The organism is Roseateles sp. So40a, from assembly GCF_048081605.1.
Classification (GTDB): Bacteria; Pseudomonadota; Gammaproteobacteria; order Burkholderiales; family Burkholderiaceae_C; genus Roseateles.
Map to the genome: position 1 here is coordinate 5,285,842 of NZ_CP182288.1, position 16,785 is coordinate 5,302,626.

Here is a 16,785-nt window from a genome sequence, read left to right on the forward strand (position 1 = left end):
ACCTCGAGGTCCTGGGCGCTCCTACACTGGCCGCTTCCTCCCACGGAGAGCGCGACCATGTCATCCCCAGCAGCTTCCGGCGCCGAGGCCGGTGACGGCTACGTCCTGTACGGCACGAAGGGCTCCGGCTCGGCGATCGTGGAGATCGGCCTGCGATGGTGCGGCCAGGACTACCGCACGGTGCACGCGTCCTCGTGGGAGGGCGGCTCGGAGCAGGAGGCGCTGCGCGTGCTCAATCCGCTGATGCAGATTCCGACGCTGCGCACGCCGGAAGGCGAGGTGCTCACCGAAAGCGGCGCCATCCTGCTGCACCTCGGCCTGCGGTTCCCGGATGCGCAGCTGCTCGGGGACAGCTCGCAACAGCGCGACCAGATCCTGCGCGGCCTCGTCTACATCGCGGCCAACTGCTACAGCTGCATCAGCGTCATCGACTATCCCGCGCGCTACACGACGAGCGCGGACAAGGCCGACCACGACGCGATCATCGACGGCACGAAGGCGCGGCTGCACAAGCATTGGGAGATCTTCGCGGACATGTTCCCCGGTCAGCCCTGGCTGAGCGGCGCGACGCCGGGCGCGCTCGATGCGATGGCGGTGATCGTCTCGAAGTGGTCGGGCTCACGCAAGCACCTCGAGCAACACCGGCCCGGGTTCTTCGCGCTGCTCCAGCGCATCGAAGCCTTGCCGGTGGTCGCCGAGGTCTGTGCCCTGCATTGGCCTCCGAAGCCGGCATGAACTTAACGCACCGGTCAAGGGGCGTGCGCGCCTGGGCTTTCGGAACGAGAACAGCACACGCAGAAAGGACTGGTGCAACCCTGCATCAGTTGGCGTCGAGCCGCGGAGCGTGGCGTCTCCTTGCGATTTCGTGAGCGCGCGTATCTGCTCACAGTAGAGGGGTGTTCAATGACTCTCTTTCATGACGCTTATGCGCACCACTGAATCGACCACCGGGATGGCCCATCGCCCGGCGCAAGGCCATGCTCGACGCCGCCGTCGTGACGGCGAGGACACACCCGCAAGCGCAACGGAGTCGCCGTCGTCGGAGGTTGCCGACGCCATCGACGCCAGCGAGTCGACCGCCGACGCGGCGGCCGGCGACCTGCTGGAGGAATGGACCGTCGCCGCGTCTGCGGACGCCGCCCCAGGCGCGGGGGCGCCGGGTCCGGACCAGCCAGCCCAGTCGTCGCCGTCCCTGATCGAGGCCGGCATCGGGCTCAGCGCCGTGGGTCTCATCGGCGCGATCGCCATCGGCACCGGCGTCAAGTCGGAACGCGACCGGACCGCCATGGAGAAGGTCACCTGGCCCCACACGACTGACAGGACGACAGAGAAAACGACGGACAGAACGACGGACAGAACGACGGACAAGGTGCCGGCGGGGACGGGCGACAGGACGACCGACAGGACGACCGACAGGACGACCGACAGGACGACCGACAAGGCGCCAGCCGGGACTGGCGACAAGACGACCGACAAGACGACCGACAAGACGACCGACAAGACGACCGACAAGACGACCGACAAGACGACCGACAAGACGACCGACAAGACGACCGACAAGACGACCGACAAGACCACCGACAAGACCACCGACAAGACCGCAACACTGGATCCGACCACCTTCTCGGTGTCCGAGGCGCACGTCATCGAAGCGAATGAGGGCACGCGGGAACTGGTCTTCCTGGTGCGGCGCTCCGGTGACACGAGCAAGAGCGGGCAGGTCGGCTACACGCTCGAGGCGAATGCCGGGACCCTCTCCAAGGAGGAGTTGGGCGGCGCCTGGCAGGGCGTCGTCGCCTTCAAGCCCGGCGAGTCTCAGCAGTTCATTCGGCTGTCGCTCAAGGGGGATCACCTGAGGGAGGCCGATGAGCAGGTGTTCATCAAGCTCCACGCGCCGCAAGGCGGGACGCTGGCGCGGTCCGAGGCCACGGGCACGATCCATGAAGTCGATGTCCATCGGCTGCAGGCGGCCTATGGTCTGCGCGATCTGAACAGCGAGCTCGACGGCGCGGCGATCCGCGTGCGCCGCTCGTCCGACAGCAAGGAACAGGACATCGGTTTCGATGTCTACGGTCAACTGAACGTCAAGCAGCTGGAGGACTTCGTCGGCAGGGGCACCGAAGCCAAGGGCTACGTGACGCGCTGGTATGACCAGTCCGGCCACCAGCGCGACCTGATGTCCTCCCTGCCCGCGGAGCAGGGCGTGATCGTCGACGGGGGCAAGCTCGTCACGCAGGCGGATGGCTCGGCCGCCATCAGCTTCAACGCCGGACGCAACGGGAAGAACTCCGACACCATGGCCGCGCTCGGCGAGTCGGCCAGCGACTGGCGAAGCGTGGTGATCCATGCCAAGGTGCAGTCAGAGGGACGCGCGCGCGGCGTGCTGTTCAACCTGGGCGGCAACGGCGATCGATTGCAGGCGTTCTACCCGTTCTCGCCGGACGGCACCTACTCCTTCGACGTCATGAATGGCGCAGGCTCCCGGCTGGACTGGCGCCCCGAGAAGCCTGAAGCGCTCACCGACGTGGCCAACCACCTGGTCTTCGAAGCTCACAGCGACAACCCGGGTGCGGGCACGCCAGAGCTCAATCACACGGACGCCCGGCAGGCCATTTTCCAGAACGGCCGCAAGCTCGCTTCCGACGGCTCGCTGCCCCATCAGTTCAGCACGACGGAGCAATGGAAACTCCCATCCACGGACGGCGGCAACAACGACGGCACCTTCCAACAGGTCATGTACAACGAGTTCCTCGTCTACCTGGCCAAGGACAACAGCACGCCCTCACCGCAGAACCTGATCGGATCCGTGCAGGACGACGTCCTGACCTATTCGGGAGAGAAGGACCTGAAGCGCATCGACGGCCTCGCGGGTCAGGACACGCTGTATGTCTCGGGCACGGCGACGCTGGACATGAGCCTGATGGACGGCGGCGTCAAGCACGTCGAGCAGCTGTGGCTGCAGAACGGTCAGGCCAACACGCTCCGGGTCACCGGTGCCGCGCTGAGCGCGATGGGCGAGAAGATGCTGACGATCCGGCTGGACGCGGATGACCGCGTCGAGATCGATCGGGTGGCCGTGCCGTTGGACAGCCTGGAGGCGCGTTTGAATCAGCTCAGTCCGACGATGCAGTTCCACGTGATCGTGGGGGGCGAAGCGGTGATCTGATCAGGCCGCCAGATACTGTGGCAGCAGCCGCACGTGGGTGTAGCGCGCGGGCCGCTCGATCAGCTCATGCTGCGCGACGACCGGCGCGAAGCCGCAACTCGACCAGAAGGTGGCGGACTCCGCGCCCTCGCAGTTCACGTGCAGGCGGCTGAAGTGCCCTTGCGCGCTGGCGAGCACCACGTTGACCAGGCGCTTGGCCAGGCCGTGATGACGCCAGTCCGGATGCACGTAGAAGCGGCGCATGCGGCCCGTGCCGGGGCGCCCCGGGGGCGGCTCGACGTTGAGCCCGCCCACCGCGATGGCCTGGCCGTTCGCGTCGAACCAGGCCCACAGCGATTCACCGGGCTGCTCGTAGCGGTTGGCGCCGCTGCGCCATTCGTCCATCAGCCGTCGCAGCATCTGCCAGCCTTCCTGCTGGCTGGCCGCGAGCAGCGGCGCCCAGGCGAGGGGGTCGATCTGATGCACACGGATCAGGCGCGGTGCGGCGCCATCGGAAGCCAGCGGGACCATCGAACGAAGCGGTAACCAAGCGTCACCCGAGCGGGAAAGGCCGGATTAAGCAGCAAGCGGGACGCCCCTCACATCAGGGACAACCCGCCTGCCGTCGGCGCTTTCCAACGCCGGCAAGCGCCGTGGCGATCGCTCGCAACCCCGATCAGAGCGGGGGTTCCGGGCGCTTGGCGCTGTCGGGACGCTCGATCCAGGCCTTCAGCTCCCCGGCGCGCGCGTGCTTGGGCGAGAGCTCGATGAACGCGCGATAGGCCACCTGCGCGCCGGCGTCGTCGCCCGCGCGCAGTAGCGCATCACCCAGGTTGAGATGGGCCAGCGCGCGAGTGCCGTCCATCTCGATGGCCTTGCGATACCAGCGCGCGGCCTCGGCCGGCTTGTCGCGCTTGTAGTAGATGAAGCCCAGGTTGTTGGCGGCCAGCGCGAACTTCGGTTGCAGCTTGAGCGCTTCGGTGAACGCGGCTTCGGCCTCGTCGTAGCGACGCTCCTTGTAGAGCTGCAGCCCGCGGTCGTTGGCGCGCTGCGCGGCCACGCGCGGCGACACCGCGGTGGGCGCGGCGCTCGTGGCGATCGCGGTGTCGTTGCCGTCCAGTCCCTTGAGCGTGACCTGCACCGCGGTCGCGCTGGCCGGGGTCGCGCCGGGCGCGGTGCCCGCGGGAGCCGGGGCCTGCGCCACCGGCTGCAGCTGCGCGTTGCGCGCGTCGTCGGCCTGCTTGGCCAGCGCGCTGGCCTTGGCGTCGAGCTGGTTGCTGTCGCCGCTGAGCGCCTGCTCCTGCGCGGAGGCGAGCTCGAAGATGAACTCGCCGCCCTCGCTGCCGGGCAGGCTGCCGAAGGCGGGCGTCTGATGCGCGATCGCGGAGACGGCGGGGGCCACGTAGGCCGCGAGCTCGGTGGCGGTGATCAGGCCGTCGCCGTTGAGGTCGGCCTTGCCGGAGAGCGCCTGCAGCAGCGTCCACGTGAAGACCGAGTGGCCGCCGGGACCGTCGTCGGCGACCTGCTGGTCGGCGCCGCCGGCCGTCATCATCTGGCGGCCCAGCCGGCGCGCGTTGTCGCGCACGAAGTTCGAGCTGCCGCCCGGCGCGCCGCCGCGTGTCAGGCCCAGTCCCGAATAGCAGGAATCGATGACGAAGAACGCGTGCTTGGCGGGCAGCGCCTCGCTGAGCTCCTGCAACTGCGGCATCGCGATGGCGTCCGTCTGCAGGTCGTCGGTGCCGGCGTCCACCGGGATGATGTAGCCGACGTCGCGCCCGCTGGGCAGCTTGCGCGTGCTGCCGTGGCCGGCGAAGAAGACGAACACGCGGTCATCGCGCTTGAGCTTGCCGTCGCCGCCCTTGCGCGCCATCGCGTTGAGCGCGCGCAGGATGTTGGCGCGCGTGGCGTCGCCGTCGGTCAGCGTGGTGACGTTCTCCGGGCGGAAGCCGAATTGCGTCTGCAGCGTCTCCTGGATGGCCTTGGCGTCGCGCACCGCGTGCTGCAGGCGCGGCCAGCTCTTGTACTGGTCGATGCCGATCACCAGCGCGACGCTGTCGCGATAGAGGTTCGCGCCGGCCAGCTCGGGCGGGGCGGCATCCGCGGCGGGCGTGTCGACGGCGACGATCTTGCCGTCCTTCCAGGCGGCGAACTTGTAGCCCTCGGCCTTGAGCTGGTCGAGCACCAGCGGCAGCGCCTCGACGGTGCGGGCGTGGATGTCGTGAAAGAGCACGATGCCGCGCTGCTGCTTGCCGAGCTCGCCCAGCACGCGCGCGGCGATCGATTTCGGAATCGGATCGGACCAGTCCAGCGAGTCGACGTTCCACATCATCGATCGCAGCTTGAGCGCCTCGATCGCGCCGAGCGCGGCATCGTTGCGCGCGCCGTAAGGGAAGCGGAACAGCGCCTGGCCATCGCGGCCGGCGGCGTCGAGCAGCGCCTCGGTGGTGCTGGCTTCCTGGCGGACCTTGTCGAGCTCGAACTTGGACATCAGCCCGTGACTGAAGCTGTGGTTGGCGATCGGGTGGCCGGCGGCGAGCACGCGCTTGGCGACCTCGCTGCCCGGGCCGGGTTTGACGTTGCCCTTGGCGTCGACGCTGCCCAGGTTGCGGCCGAGCTCGAAGAACACGGCGGGCGCCTGGTAGCGCTTGAGGATCTCCAGGATCTCGTCGGTGTAGCGCGGATGCGGGCCGTCGTCGAAGGTCAGCAGCACGGTCTTGGGCGGCAGCTGACGGCCGAAGAACTCGCGTTCCTGCTTGGACGGGCCGCGCGTGGCGGGGGCCTGCGCGTTGGCGGTTTGCGTGGCGGGCGGGGCGTCATCGCCCGCATCGGCGCTGGGGCGCGCCTGCAGGTCGGGCAGGATGGTCGCGTAGTCCTTGAGGATGCGCTCGCGGGTGTACAGCGCCTTGAGCTTGGCGACGTAGTCCGTCCACTTCTCGCGCTTGGGCACGATGCCGCGCTGGGCGAAGCGGCCGAAGGTGTCGCGCAGTTCCTGGGCGTAGGTGCCCTCGATGTCGGCCAGCACGGCGAGGTCCTCGCCGGCGCGCTTGGCGAGCTTCAGCCCGGCCAGGCTCTGCGAGGTGGAGAACTGCTGCGCGAGCTGCGTCAGGAACTCCTTGAACGCGAGCCGGTCGGCATCGAACCACGACGGTTCCTGCTCGATGCGGTCCAGCAGGGCCGACAGCGCGGCCAGTCCGGCGGGATCGCCGCTCTTGCCGGCGGTGTCGGCGAGCGCGCGGGTGCTGTCCTGCAGGTCATGGAAGAGCATCAGGCCCACGGCGTGGACGGCCTCGCGCTCGGCGGGCTTGAGCGAGGACTCGCCGTCCATCAGCACGATCATCTGGCGGTAGCGGGCGAGCAGCTCATCGCTCTGCTTGACGAGCGCGGCGCTGACGGTGGGACTGGCCGAGGCGGCCTCCAGCGGCGCCAGCTGCTTGGGCGCGTCGCCGGCGGGCTTGCAGCCGCCCAGCAACGAGATCGTGACGGCGGACGCCGTGGCGGTGAGGGCGGTCACCCAGACCGTGCCCTTGCGTTGACTTCTCTTTTGCATGCCTTCCCTCGCCCGGCCCTTTGCCGGAGCGGGCGCCATTGTGACCCGCTCTGTAGAATCCGCGGGTTTGTCCCACCCCCAGATCGGCCGGTTCCGGCCGCAGCGCGCCATGAATCTCTCCGCCCTCACCGCCCTGTCGCCCCTGGATGGCCGCTATGCGTCGCGCATGGCCGCGCTGCGCCCGCTGCTGTCGGAATTCGGCCTGATGCACCGCCGCGTGCAGGTCGAGATCGAGTGGTTCATCGCGCTGTCCGATGCCGGCCTGGCTGAGCTGAAGCCGCTGTCGGCGGGGTCGCGCGAATTCCTGCGGGCGCTGGTCGCGAATTTCTCGGAGAAGGACGCGCAGGCGATCAAGGACATCGAGAAGACGACGAACCACGACGTCAAGGCGGTCGAGTACTGGATCAAGCAGCAGTTCGCCGGCAAGGCGGAGCTGGAGGGCGCGGGCGAGTTCGTGCACTTCGCGTGCACGAGCGAGGACATCAACAACACGAGCCACGGCCTGATGCTGAAGGCCGCGCGCGATCAGGTGATCCTGCCGGCGCTGGACCGCGTGATCGGCAAGCTGACCGAGATGGCGCAGGCGATGGCGGCCAACCCGATGCTGAGCCGCACGCACGGTCAGACGGCGAGTCCGACGACGGTGGGCAAGGAGATCGCGAACGTGGTGGCGCGCCTGCGCCGCGCGCGCGTGGTGATCGCCGAGGTGAAGCTGCTGGCGAAGATGAATGGCGCGGTGGGCAACTACAACGCGCACCTGTCGGCCTATCCCGAGAAGGACTGGGAGGCGTTCAGCCAGTCGGTGATCGAGCAGCAGCTGGGTCTGACGTTCAACCCGTACACGATCCAGATCGAGCCGCATGACTACATGGCCGAGCTGTTCGATGCCGTGACGCGCGCCAACACCATCCTGGTGGACTGGTCGCGGGATGTGTGGGGTTATGTGTCGCTGGGCTACTTCAAGCAGAAGACGAAGGCGGGCGAGATCGGCTCGTCGACGATGCCGCACAAGGTGAACCCGATCGACTTCGAGAATGCCGAGGGCAACTTCGGTCTGGCCAACGCGGTGCTGACGCATCTGAGCCAGAAGCTGCCGATCTCGCGCTGGCAGCGGGACCTGACGGACTCGACGGTGCTGCGCAACATGGGCGTGGCGCTGGGGTATGCGCTGCTGGGGTATGACTCGCTGAGCAAGGGCCTGGACAAGCTGGAGCTGAACCAGGCGGCGCTGGACGCGGATCTGGACGCGTCGTGGGAAGTGCTGGCGGAGCCGATCCAGACGGTGATGCGCCGTTACGCGCTGCCCAACCCGTACGAGCGGCTGAAGGAACTGACGCGCGGCAAGACGATCACGCGCGAGTCGATCCAGCAGTTCATCCAGGGCCTGGAGCTGCCCGAGTCCGAGAAGCAACGCCTGCTGGCGATGACGCCGGGGAACTACACGGGCAAGGCGGAAGCGCTGGCGAAGAAGATCTGAGCATCGCCGTCGACCCTCGGTCGATGACGCTCAAAGGCCCGGCTCTGCCGGGCCTTTGTCGTTCTGGCGGTTCTGACGCTGATCGAGCCAGCGATCCATGCCGCGGCCGCCCACGACCATGGCGATCACCATGACGCCCATCGCGACGTACATCGCCATGAACAACGCCGGGTAGGACCACTGCGAGCAGCACGCGCGCAGCGCCAGCATGGCCGCCCCAAATGCGGCGCCGGCCAGCAGTCGCAGCAGGAGCCGAAGAAGCAGTCGAAGGGGAGATCGAGAGAGTCGCCGCATCGTCATCCGTTCCGTTCGCGAGAAAGCGGACATTCGAGCGCGTCGAGGAACGGGCGGCCATGACCTCGATTGGTCATGTCGCTTCGGGCGAACCCGAAGGAACACGCGCGGCGCGAGCCCAAACGAAAAAAGGGCAGTGCATCGCTGCACTGCCCTCGCCCTTCCGGTCTTGGGGGAATCGGGTGTCGCTCAGGAGCAGTCCCGGAAGGCGCCGGTGCCGGGGGGAATCGGCACCGGTCAACCGTGAGGTCGATCAGAACTGGTAGGCCACGCCCAGGCTCAGTCGATCGTCCTTCTTGTCGAAGCCGTTGGCTTGCGGCATGTTGTTGTAGCGCGTGGCCTCGGCACGCAGCGTGACGTTCTTCGTCAGCGCGTAGTCCGCGCCCACGCCCAGCTTCAGACCCGTCTTGTCCTTGTCGCCCAGGCCGTTGTTGAAGTCGCGCTCGGCATACGCCAGACCCACCTTGCCGTACACGCCGAAACCGGCGCCCAGCGGGGCACGCGCGATACCGTCCAGCGAGTACACCTTGTTCTTCGCGGTCACGCCGCCGAACTCGACCTTGCCCAGGTCCGCGTACGAGATCTCAGCCGCGAAGTTCTCGTTGAACTTGTAGCCGCCGAAGATGCTGTAGCTGTCCGACGTGCGCTTCTGCGAGTTGCCATCCACACGCTGCGTCGTCTTGCCCACGTCACCACCGATGTAGTACGGGGTCACCGGGTCGGCATGCGCCACACCCACACCCAGGGTCAGCGCCATCGCGGCAGCCGCCAGCAGGCCGGCCTTCTTGCCGTTGGTCGAGGTGCGAGCGGTATTGTTGTTGCGGTTCATTCGAAACTCCTTCAGAGCTGTTGATCGATGTCGTCCGGGTGTTGCCTTGGACAACCGCCAGGCTCGTTCGACATGGAGCTCATTCTGGGAATTCGACCCCGCCCTGTCTGTGGACCGAGTTGAGCGCTTCTGTGACGGTCTTTGACAGCCGTCAACAAGCCGCTTGACGAAGCTTCACGCAGCGCCCGCGCTTGACGCAGGCCAATACAGCAGCAACCGCGCACCGCCCAGCCGCGGCGCCTCGCCCAATCTCGCATGCCCGCCATGCGCGTGCGCGACGTGGCGCACGATCGCCAGCCCCAGCCCGAAGCCACGCGTCCCGCGGCCCTTGCGCTCCAAGCGCTTGAAGGGCTCGAACGCCGCTTCGCGCAGCGGCGGCGGCACGCCCTCGCCGTCATCGTCGATCGCGAGCCACAACTGCCCCGCCTCGACCCACGCGGACAGCAGGATGCGGCCCTTCGCGTAACGCGCGGCGTTGCGCAGTCCGTTGCGCACCGCGTAAGGCAGCAGGCGCTCGTCGAAGGGCAAGGCATCGGGCAGCCGCAGGTCCGTGTCCAGCGCCTTGCCGTCCAGCAGCGGCGCGAGCGACGCGGCCTCGCGGGCCAGCATCTCGCCCAGGTCGCCCTGCGCCAGGTGCGGCTGCAGCGCGCCCATGTCCAGACGCGCGAGCGTCAGGCTCGCGTCGATCAGCTCGTCGAGCTCGGCGATGTCGCGCTCGCACGCCATCACCGCCTGCTCGCGCGCGTCGCGGTCCTCTTCATCGACCAGCGCGTCGATCGCGAAACGCAGCCGCGCCAGCGGGGTGCGCAATTCGTGCGAGACCGCCCCGGTGAGCTCGCGTTGCGTGGCCATCGCCGCGGCGAGCCGCTCCAGCATCGCGCGCGTGGCCGCCGCCACCGGCGCGAAGAGCCGGCTCTTGAGCGGCGGCAGCTCGGTGTCCAGCCGTCCCGCGCTGAGGCGCTCCGCCGCGCGCTGCAAGCCGCGCAGATCGCGCCACAGCGGCCGGAGCTGCCACCACGCGATCACCGCGACCGCGAAGGCGATCACGACCGCCACGCCCAGCTGCGCCGCGAGCTCCTTGGGCAGCTCGCCCCCCCGCTTGGAGTCCAGCGGCCCGAGCAGCAGCAGCTGATCGGGCTCGCCGGGCAGCGCCGCGTAGATGCGGCGATTGAAGCCCGTGACCAGCACCTCGCCGCGCTCGACGCGGCGGCGCTGGTCGGCGCTCAGATTGGCCAGGTCCGTGCGGATCAGCCGCACCGGGTAGTCGAACTGCGCGTCGAGCTCCCGCACCCGCTCGCGCCGGGCCGGCGGATCGAGCGGCGCGAGATCGCGCACCAGCAGGTCCACCGTGCCGCGCATGAAGTTGCGCACGTAGTCGTTGGTGACCTCGGACGCGCCGATCAGCACCAGGCCCTCGACGAGCAGGATCAGCGCCAGCACCGCCAGGCCCAGCCCCAGCGCCATCCGCAGCAGCGAGGCGCGCAAGGTCATCGCGGCCATCAGTCGATCGCGAGCAGGTAGCCCTGGCCGCGCACCGTCTTGATCCGCACCGGCGCCTGCGCGTCCTCGCCGATCTTCTTGCGCAGGCGCGAGATGCGCGCGTCGATGGCGCGATCCAGGCCGTCAAACTCCAGCCCGCGCAGGCCCTGCATGATGTCGTCGCGGCTGACGACCTGCCCCGCGCGCTGCGCCAGGAAGTTCAGCAGCTCGTACTCGGCCGTCGTCAGCGCGACGGGCTCGCCGTTCAGGCGCAGTTCACGCGACTGCGGCAGCAGCGTGAGCGGACCGAAGTGCAGCGCCTCGCCGACCGGATGCGCCGCGGGCAGCGCGTCGCGCCGCAGCAGCGCCTTGAGCCGCGCCAGCAGCACGCGCGGCGCCACCGGCTTGGCGATGTAGTCGTCCGCGCCGCCTTCCAGCCCGAGCACCTGGTCGATGTCGTCGTCGCGCGCGGTCAGCATCACGATGCGGCCCGCGAAATCACGGCGCGTGTCGCGCAGCACGTCGAAGCCGTCCTTGCCGGGCAGATGGCCGTCGAGCAGCACCAGATCGAAGGGCTCCTGGCGCATCAGCGCCTCGCCGGCCAGTCCGTCGCCGCAGACCGTGACCGCGTAGTTGGCCTTGCGCAGCGCGTCGGCGACGAGTTGCGCCAGGCGCTCGTCGTCCTCGATCAACAGGATGCGCGCGGCGCTCTGAGCTGAGATGTCCATGGCCGCGAGCATAGGCGAGCCCGCCCCCGGTCGACTTCAGCCACGCTTAAAGGAACGCGCCCATGCGCGCGCGTCCAGAGTGCCGGCGATCGGCGTTCAGCGCCAGCGATCAGCGGTCCGCCGGCACATCCAGCCGCCAGCCCGCGGGCGTGCGCACCGCCCGCAGCGTGGGATCGTCGGCCAGCGGCGCCCAGCGTTGCGCCAGGTGATCGAGCGCCTGCGGCGAGAGATCGGTGCGGGCGGCCATCACGCGGTCCAGCGTCTCGGGCGTCACGCAGGCCGTCAGCGCCGCGCGCGCCGGGCCGCGCAGCGCGGCCTGCCATCTGAAGCGCAGCGCGTCGATCTCCTCGGCGTCGCCGCGCTCGACCGGGTCGTGCCAGGTGTAGACGCGCGACAGCCCCTCGTGGGCCTCGGTCTGCTGGTTGCCCTCGTCGGTCATGCCGATCGCCAGCAGCACCCGGCCCGAGGAATGGTTGTCCGGGGCCGTCGTGCCCATCACGTGGCGCATGCCCAGCACCTGGCGGCAGTAGTCGAAGGTGCCGGCCGCCGCCTCACGGGCGTAACCGTGGCCCCAGAAGCGCGCCGGGAAGCCGTAACCGATGTCGGGATGCGGCAGCCCCTCGCGGTGGATCACGCCGGCCAGGCCGAGCAGCTCGCCGTCCTCGAGCCGTTCCACGGCCCAGAAGCCGTAGCCCAGCAGCCAGTAACGCGCCTCCAGCCGCTCGCGGATCCAGACCGCCGCCTGTTCGTCGGTGCGCACCTGCGCGTCGTAGATGTTCTCGATCCAGGCCGGCTCGTTGAGCAGCCCGCGCACGAAAGCCGCGTCCGATTGCCGGAACCACCGCAGCCGCAGCCGCGCCGTCTTCAACACATCCATCCGTGACTCCCTGGGCGTCCGGGCGCCCCGCGCCGCCGGCCTCGCCAGCAAAAGCGGGAGAATACCGCCCATGAAATTCCTGTCGAAGCTGCAAGCCGCCGAGCGCCTGAACGACTCCCTGCTGTGCGTCGGGCTGGATCCCGATCCCGCGAAGTTCCCGACCCACTGGAAGGGCGATGCCGGCCGGATCTACGACTTCTGCGCCGCCATCGTCGACGCCACCAAGGACGTGGTCAGCGCCTTCAAGCCGCAGATCGCCTACTTCGCCGCCCACCGCGCCGAGGACCAGCTCGAGCAGCTGATGGCCCACATCAAGCGCAACGCGCCGCATGTGCCCGTGATCCTGGACGCCAAGCGCGGCGACATAGGCGCCACCGCCGAGCAGTACGCCCGCGAGGCCTTCGAGCGCTACCAGGCCGACGCCGTCACGCTGTCCCCGTTCATGGGCCGCGACAGCGTCGAGCCCTACCTGCGCTACCCCGACAAGGGCGCCTTCCTGCTGTGCCGCACGTCCAATCCGGGCGGCGACGACTGGCAGATGCAGCGCCTGGCGGATGTGCCGGGTCAGCCGCGGCTGTTCGAGCACCTGGCCGCGCTGGCCCAGGGCGACTGGAACGTCAACGGCCAGCTGGGCCTGGTCGTCGGGGCGACCTATCCGCAGGAGATCGAGCGCGTGCGCGCGCTGGCGCCGACGCTGCCACTGCTGATCCCGGGCGTGGGCGCCCAGGGCGGCGATGCCGCCGCCACCGTGGCCGCGGGCTGGCGCCAGGACGCCGGCACCGTGATCGTGAATTCCTCCCGGGCCGTGCTGTACGCGTCCGCCGGCGAGGACTTCGCCGCCGCCGCCCGCCGTGTGGCGCTGGCGACACGCGAAGCCCTGCGCCCGGCCGCCGGCGCCTGAGCGGCGCCCCCTGACGCCCGCCAACTAATTCGCGGAAACCCCGGGCGCGCACCGAACTGGGCGCGTTTCGGGATTCCTCGACTCTCCAGATCGGCCCCCTCTGGCCGAGACTCCGTTACCGGACGTTGCAATCCGAGGCTGTCGCGCGCCATGTAGGCACGCGCACTGCCCGGACCGGTCGCCGCAAGAGCGACGCGCAGGGTCCTCAGGCATAACGAGTTGGGCGGGGTCGAGTGAGCAAGGATTCCCAGGACGATCTGAGCAGTCTGGTGGGGCAGGAGCTGTCGCGCGGCGACAGCCTGCCCGCGAAGCTGCAATGGCGCGCCGCGCGGCTGTTCATGGCCGCGTGCGTGCTCCTGTCCGGGTTGGCCGGCCTGCTGCTGCTGGCCAGCGCCGGTGCCGCTGAACCGCTGGGCGGCCTGGTGCCGCCGGTGCTGGCGCTCGTCACCACCTCCACCGGCCTGTTGATGCTGTGGCGGCTGCCGGCGCACCGGGGCCCCTCGGCCACGCTCGCGCTGATGGGGCTGGCCATGGCCACGGCGCTGTCGCTGGCGGTGTCGCGCCAGCTCGGACTGAACGCCGCCAGCCTGGGCATCATGGGCCTGATGGTCGCGCTGGGCACCAGCATGATCGGGCTGGGCGCCGGGCTGTCGCTGTTCGGGCTGGGCCTGGCGGTGCTGGGCGGACTGGCGTCCGCCGAGCTCAGCGGCTGGTTGCACGTCAACACCGCGCCGGTCGGGCTGACCGCCCGCCTGCTCACGCAACTGCTGCTGCTCACGGCCGGGCTGGTGGTCGGACTGGGCACCGCCAAGCTGATCCGCCGCGCGATGCAGGAGGTCAACGAGCGCCACTCGCGCTTCCGCCACCTGCTCAACATGGCCGCGGACTGGTATTGGGAAATGGACCGCCAGTTCCGCTTCACGCACCTGGCCGAGCACAACCCGGGATCGTCCGGCCTGTCGATGGCCGAGCGGCTGGGCCGCGCGCCGTGGGAGATCGAGCACCTGGGGCTGTCGGACGAGGAACTCGACGCCCATCGCGCCGACCTCGAATCGCACCGACCGTTCCGTGGGCTGGTGATGCGCCGGACGTCCGAGGACGGCACGTTGCGCTACGTGTCCGTCAGCGGTGAGCCGCGTTTCGACGCCAAGGGCAATTTCCGCGGCTACTGGGGCGTGGGCCGCGACGTGACCGACGAGGTCCAGACCGAGCAGGCCATGGTGGCCACCGAGACGCGGTACCGCGAGCTGTTCCGGCGCTCGCCCTCGCCGCTGGTGCTGCACCGCTGGGGCCGGGTGATGGACGCCAATCCGGCCGCGATGGCGATGTTCGGCTACACGCAGCGCTCGTCGATGATCGGTCAGGACCTGTTCTCGCATTACGAGCCGGGCGACGAGGAGCGCGCCCGCCAGCGCGCCGCCAAGATCGAGGCGCTGCCCGTGGGCGCGATGCTGCCGATGACGGAATTCCGGCTGCGCACGCTGTCGCGCCGGCGTCGGCTCGTGCAGGCGACGAGCGTGCGCGTGGACGCGGCCACCGGGCCGGCGACGCTGTCCTTCTTCATCGACCAGACGGAGACCTCGCGCGCGCAGGACGCGTTGCGGCGCTCCGAGGCGCTGCTGTCGCACCTGTTCGCGACCAGCCCCGACGTGGTCACGCTGACCGAGACCGTCAGCGGGCGATACGTGATGGTCAACAAGACCTACGAGACGATGAGCGGCTACACCGCCGACGAGGTCCTGGGCCGCAGCGCCGAGGAAGTCGGCATCTGGCAGGACATCGGCGATCGCGAGCGCCTGATCGAGGCGCTGCAACAGCACGGCCGCGTGGCCGACATGCCGGCGACCTTCGTGAACCGGCGCGGCCAGCCCATTCCGATGCTGCTGTCGGCCGCGCCCTTCGTGCTGGATGGGGTGTCCTACCTGGTCGTCAACTCGCGCGACGTGACCGACACCGAGCGCACGCGGCTCGTGCACGCGGCGATCCTGGAGAACGCGTCCATCGGCATCGCGCTGACGCGGGATCAGCGCTTCGTGCAGGCCAACCGGCTGGTGGAGGAGATGTTCGGCTGGCCCGCGGGCGGGCTGATCGGTCAGCCGGGCGGCGTGGTGTGGCCGGGGGCCGAGGACTATGAGGCGGTCGGTCGCGAGCTGGGCCCGCGCCTGGCGGCGGGTGAGCAGGTCGAGGTCGAGCGCCTGATGCGCCGGCGCGATGGCAGCCGTTTCCTGTGCCGGATCCTGGCGCGCGCGGTCGACCCGACCCATCCGAGCCGCGGCGGCACGATCTGGATCATGGAAGACGTGACGGAGCGTCGCCGGGTCGAGGCGGCGCTCGCCCAGGCCAAGGACGAGGCCCAGGCGGCCAACCGCGCCAAGAGCGCCTTCCTGGCCAACATCAGCCATGAGATCCGCACCCCGCTCAACGGCCTGGTGGGCCTGGCGCGGCTGCTGCAGCAGCCCGACCTGGGCGGCGACACCCGCAGCCACTACCTGGACCAGATGGTGGACAGCGCGGAGAGCCTGTCGGGGCTGATGTCGGACATCCTGGACCTGTCCAAGATCGAGGCCGGCCGGCTGACGCTGGAAACCGTGCCCTTCGCGCTGCGCGACATGCTCGCCACGATGCGCATGGGCTACCTGACGCTGGCGCAGGCGCGCGGGCTGGGGTTCGGCATCGACGTCGAGGACGCGGTGCCCGCGTGGGTGATCGGCGATCCGGTGCGCACGCGCCAGATCCTGAGCAACTTCCTGAGCAACGCGCTGAAGTTCACCGAGCAGGGCAGCGTGTCGGTGCGGGTGCGGCGCCAGGACGAGCGCCGGCTGCGCATCGAGGTCAGCGACACCGGGCCCGGCATTCCGGCGGCGATGCAGGGGCGCCTGTTCGAGCCCTTCACGCAGGCGGACGAGTCCACGACGCGGCGTTACGGCGGCACGGGACTGGGCCTGTCGATCTGCCGCGAGCTGGCCACGCTGATGGGCGGGGAGGTCGGTGTCGAGAGCCAGCCCGGGGCGGGGGCCACGTTCTGGGCCGAGCTGCCGCTGCCGGCGGCGCCCGCGCCGGTGAGCGCGCAACGCCGCGCGCCGGCCGATGACGCGGAGCTGTCGGGTCGGCGGATCCTGATGGTCGAGGACAACCCGGTGAACATGCTGATCGCGGTGGCGATGCTGGAGCAGTGGGGCGCGGAGGTCTCGCAGGCGAGCGATGGCAGCCAGGCGGTGGAGGCGGTGACCGCGGCGGCCAGCATGGGCAAGCCCTTCGACGCGGTGCTGATGGATGTGCAGATGCCGGTGATGAGCGGGCATGAGGCGACGCGTCAGCTGCGCCAGCGTTATGACCACGGCCAGCTGCCGATCGTCGCGTTGACGGCCGCGGCGCTGGTCCAGGAGCGTGATGAGGCGCTGGACGCCGGCATGAACGAGTTCCTCACCAAGCCCATCGACGCACAGCGGCTGCGGCAGGTGCTGGTGAAGCTCACCGCGGGCTGATGCAATTTTCTTGCACTTGAAGT

Annotated in this window: 12 protein-coding genes; 5 read left to right on the top strand and 7 right to left on the bottom strand. The window is 69.5% G+C overall.

Annotation, left to right across the window (positions count from 1 at the left end):
* Positions 1-57: 57 nt before the first annotated feature.
* Together ACNI65_RS24130 and ACNI65_RS24135 are read left to right on the top strand one after the other, a co-directional pair.
* A complete protein-coding gene (locus tag ACNI65_RS24130) occupies positions 58-735 on the top strand; it encodes a glutathione S-transferase family protein (RefSeq protein WP_416759959.1) in 678 nt (225 codons plus the stop codon).
* 190 nt (positions 736-925) lie between these two features.
* Entirely contained in the window at positions 926-3,166 is a 2,241-nt protein-coding gene (locus ACNI65_RS24135; RefSeq protein WP_416759961.1) for a Calx-beta domain-containing protein, read from the top strand.
* Here ACNI65_RS24135 and ACNI65_RS24140 read toward each other — a convergent pair whose 3' ends face one another.
* Both ACNI65_RS24140 and ACNI65_RS24145 read right to left on the bottom strand, forming a co-directional pair.
* Complete coding sequence (locus tag ACNI65_RS24140) at positions 3,167-3,676, bottom strand: GNAT family N-acetyltransferase (RefSeq protein WP_416759963.1); 510 nt, start codon at positions 3,674-3,676, stop codon at positions 3,167-3,169.
* 145 nt (positions 3,677-3,821) lie between these two features.
* On the bottom strand, positions 3,822-6,692 hold the full coding sequence (locus ACNI65_RS24145; protein WP_416759964.1) for a polysaccharide deacetylase family protein: 2,871 nt from the start codon (positions 6,690-6,692) through the stop codon (positions 3,822-3,824).
* 109 nt (positions 6,693-6,801) lie between these two features.
* Between ACNI65_RS24145 and purB the strand changes: the two genes are divergently transcribed.
* Complete coding sequence (gene purB, locus ACNI65_RS24150; protein WP_416759965.1) at positions 6,802-8,169, top strand: adenylosuccinate lyase; 1,368 nt, start codon at positions 6,802-6,804, stop codon at positions 8,167-8,169.
* A 30-nt stretch (positions 8,170-8,199) separates the two neighbouring features.
* Here purB and ACNI65_RS24155 read toward each other — a convergent pair whose 3' ends face one another.
* The 5 genes from ACNI65_RS24155 to ACNI65_RS24175 all read right to left on the bottom strand — a co-directional run bounded on the left by ACNI65_RS24155 (position 8,200) and on the right by ACNI65_RS24175 (position 12,376).
* Entirely contained in the window at positions 8,200-8,496 is a 297-nt protein-coding gene (locus tag ACNI65_RS24155; protein WP_416759966.1) for a hypothetical protein, read from the bottom strand.
* Positions 8,497-8,716: 220 nt separating this feature from the next.
* Positions 8,717-9,292 (bottom strand): outer membrane beta-barrel protein, encoded by a 576-nt coding sequence (locus ACNI65_RS24160; RefSeq protein WP_416759968.1) that lies wholly within the window; start codon positions 9,290-9,292, stop codon positions 8,717-8,719.
* Between the two features lie 174 nt (positions 9,293-9,466).
* Positions 9,467-10,792, bottom strand: a complete 1,326-nt coding sequence (locus tag ACNI65_RS24165; RefSeq protein WP_416759969.1) for an ATP-binding protein — start codon at positions 10,790-10,792, stop codon at positions 9,467-9,469.
* Positions 10,792-11,499: a winged helix-turn-helix domain-containing protein gene (locus ACNI65_RS24170; RefSeq protein ID WP_416759970.1), complete on the bottom strand. Its 708-nt coding sequence runs from the start codon at positions 11,497-11,499 to the stop codon at positions 10,792-10,794. Before ACNI65_RS24170 ends, ACNI65_RS24165 begins: the two co-directional genes overlap by 1 nt.
* Positions 11,500-11,608: 109 nt before the next feature.
* The gene (locus tag ACNI65_RS24175) at positions 11,609-12,376 is read right to left on the bottom strand and encodes a GNAT family N-acetyltransferase (protein WP_416759972.1); all 768 of its coding nucleotides are present in this window, start codon (positions 12,374-12,376) and stop codon (positions 11,609-11,611) included.
* Positions 12,377-12,446: 70 nt separating this feature from the next.
* Between ACNI65_RS24175 and pyrF the strand changes: the two genes are divergently transcribed.
* On the top strand, positions 12,447-13,277 hold the full coding sequence (gene pyrF, locus ACNI65_RS24180; RefSeq protein ID WP_416759973.1) for an orotidine-5'-phosphate decarboxylase: 831 nt from the start codon (positions 12,447-12,449) through the stop codon (positions 13,275-13,277).
* Between the two features lie 233 nt (positions 13,278-13,510).
* The gene (locus ACNI65_RS24185; RefSeq protein ID WP_416759975.1) at positions 13,511-16,762 is read left to right on the top strand and encodes a PAS domain S-box protein; all 3,252 of its coding nucleotides are present in this window, start codon (positions 13,511-13,513) and stop codon (positions 16,760-16,762) included.
* The last annotated feature ends 23 nt before the right edge of the window (positions 16,763-16,785 follow it).

Coding starts and splice junctions, on each gene's coding strand:
- ACNI65_RS24130 (WP_416759959.1), top strand. CDS start 58: ATGTCATCCCCAGCAGCTTCCGGCGCCGAGGCCGGTGACGGCTACGTC.
- ACNI65_RS24135 (WP_416759961.1), top strand. CDS start 926: ATGCGCACCACTGAATCGACCACCGGGATGGCCCATCGCCCGGCGCAA.
- ACNI65_RS24140 (WP_416759963.1), bottom strand. CDS start 3,676: ATGGTCCCGCTGGCTTCCGATGGCGCCGCACCGCGCCTGATCCGTGTG.
- ACNI65_RS24145 (WP_416759964.1), bottom strand. CDS start 6,692: ATGCAAAAGAGAAGTCAACGCAAGGGCACGGTCTGGGTGACCGCCCTC.
- purB (WP_416759965.1), top strand. CDS start 6,802: ATGAATCTCTCCGCCCTCACCGCCCTGTCGCCCCTGGATGGCCGCTAT.
- ACNI65_RS24155 (WP_416759966.1), bottom strand. CDS start 8,496: ATGTCCGCTTTCTCGCGAACGGAACGGATGACGATGCGGCGACTCTCT.
- ACNI65_RS24160 (WP_416759968.1), bottom strand. CDS start 9,292: ATGAACCGCAACAACAATACCGCTCGCACCTCGACCAACGGCAAGAAG.
- ACNI65_RS24165 (WP_416759969.1), bottom strand. CDS start 10,792: ATGGCCGCGATGACCTTGCGCGCCTCGCTGCTGCGGATGGCGCTGGGG.
- ACNI65_RS24170 (WP_416759970.1), bottom strand. CDS start 11,499: ATGGACATCTCAGCTCAGAGCGCCGCGCGCATCCTGTTGATCGAGGAC.
- ACNI65_RS24175 (WP_416759972.1), bottom strand. CDS start 12,376: ATGGATGTGTTGAAGACGGCGCGGCTGCGGCTGCGGTGGTTCCGGCAA.
- pyrF (WP_416759973.1), top strand. CDS start 12,447: ATGAAATTCCTGTCGAAGCTGCAAGCCGCCGAGCGCCTGAACGACTCC.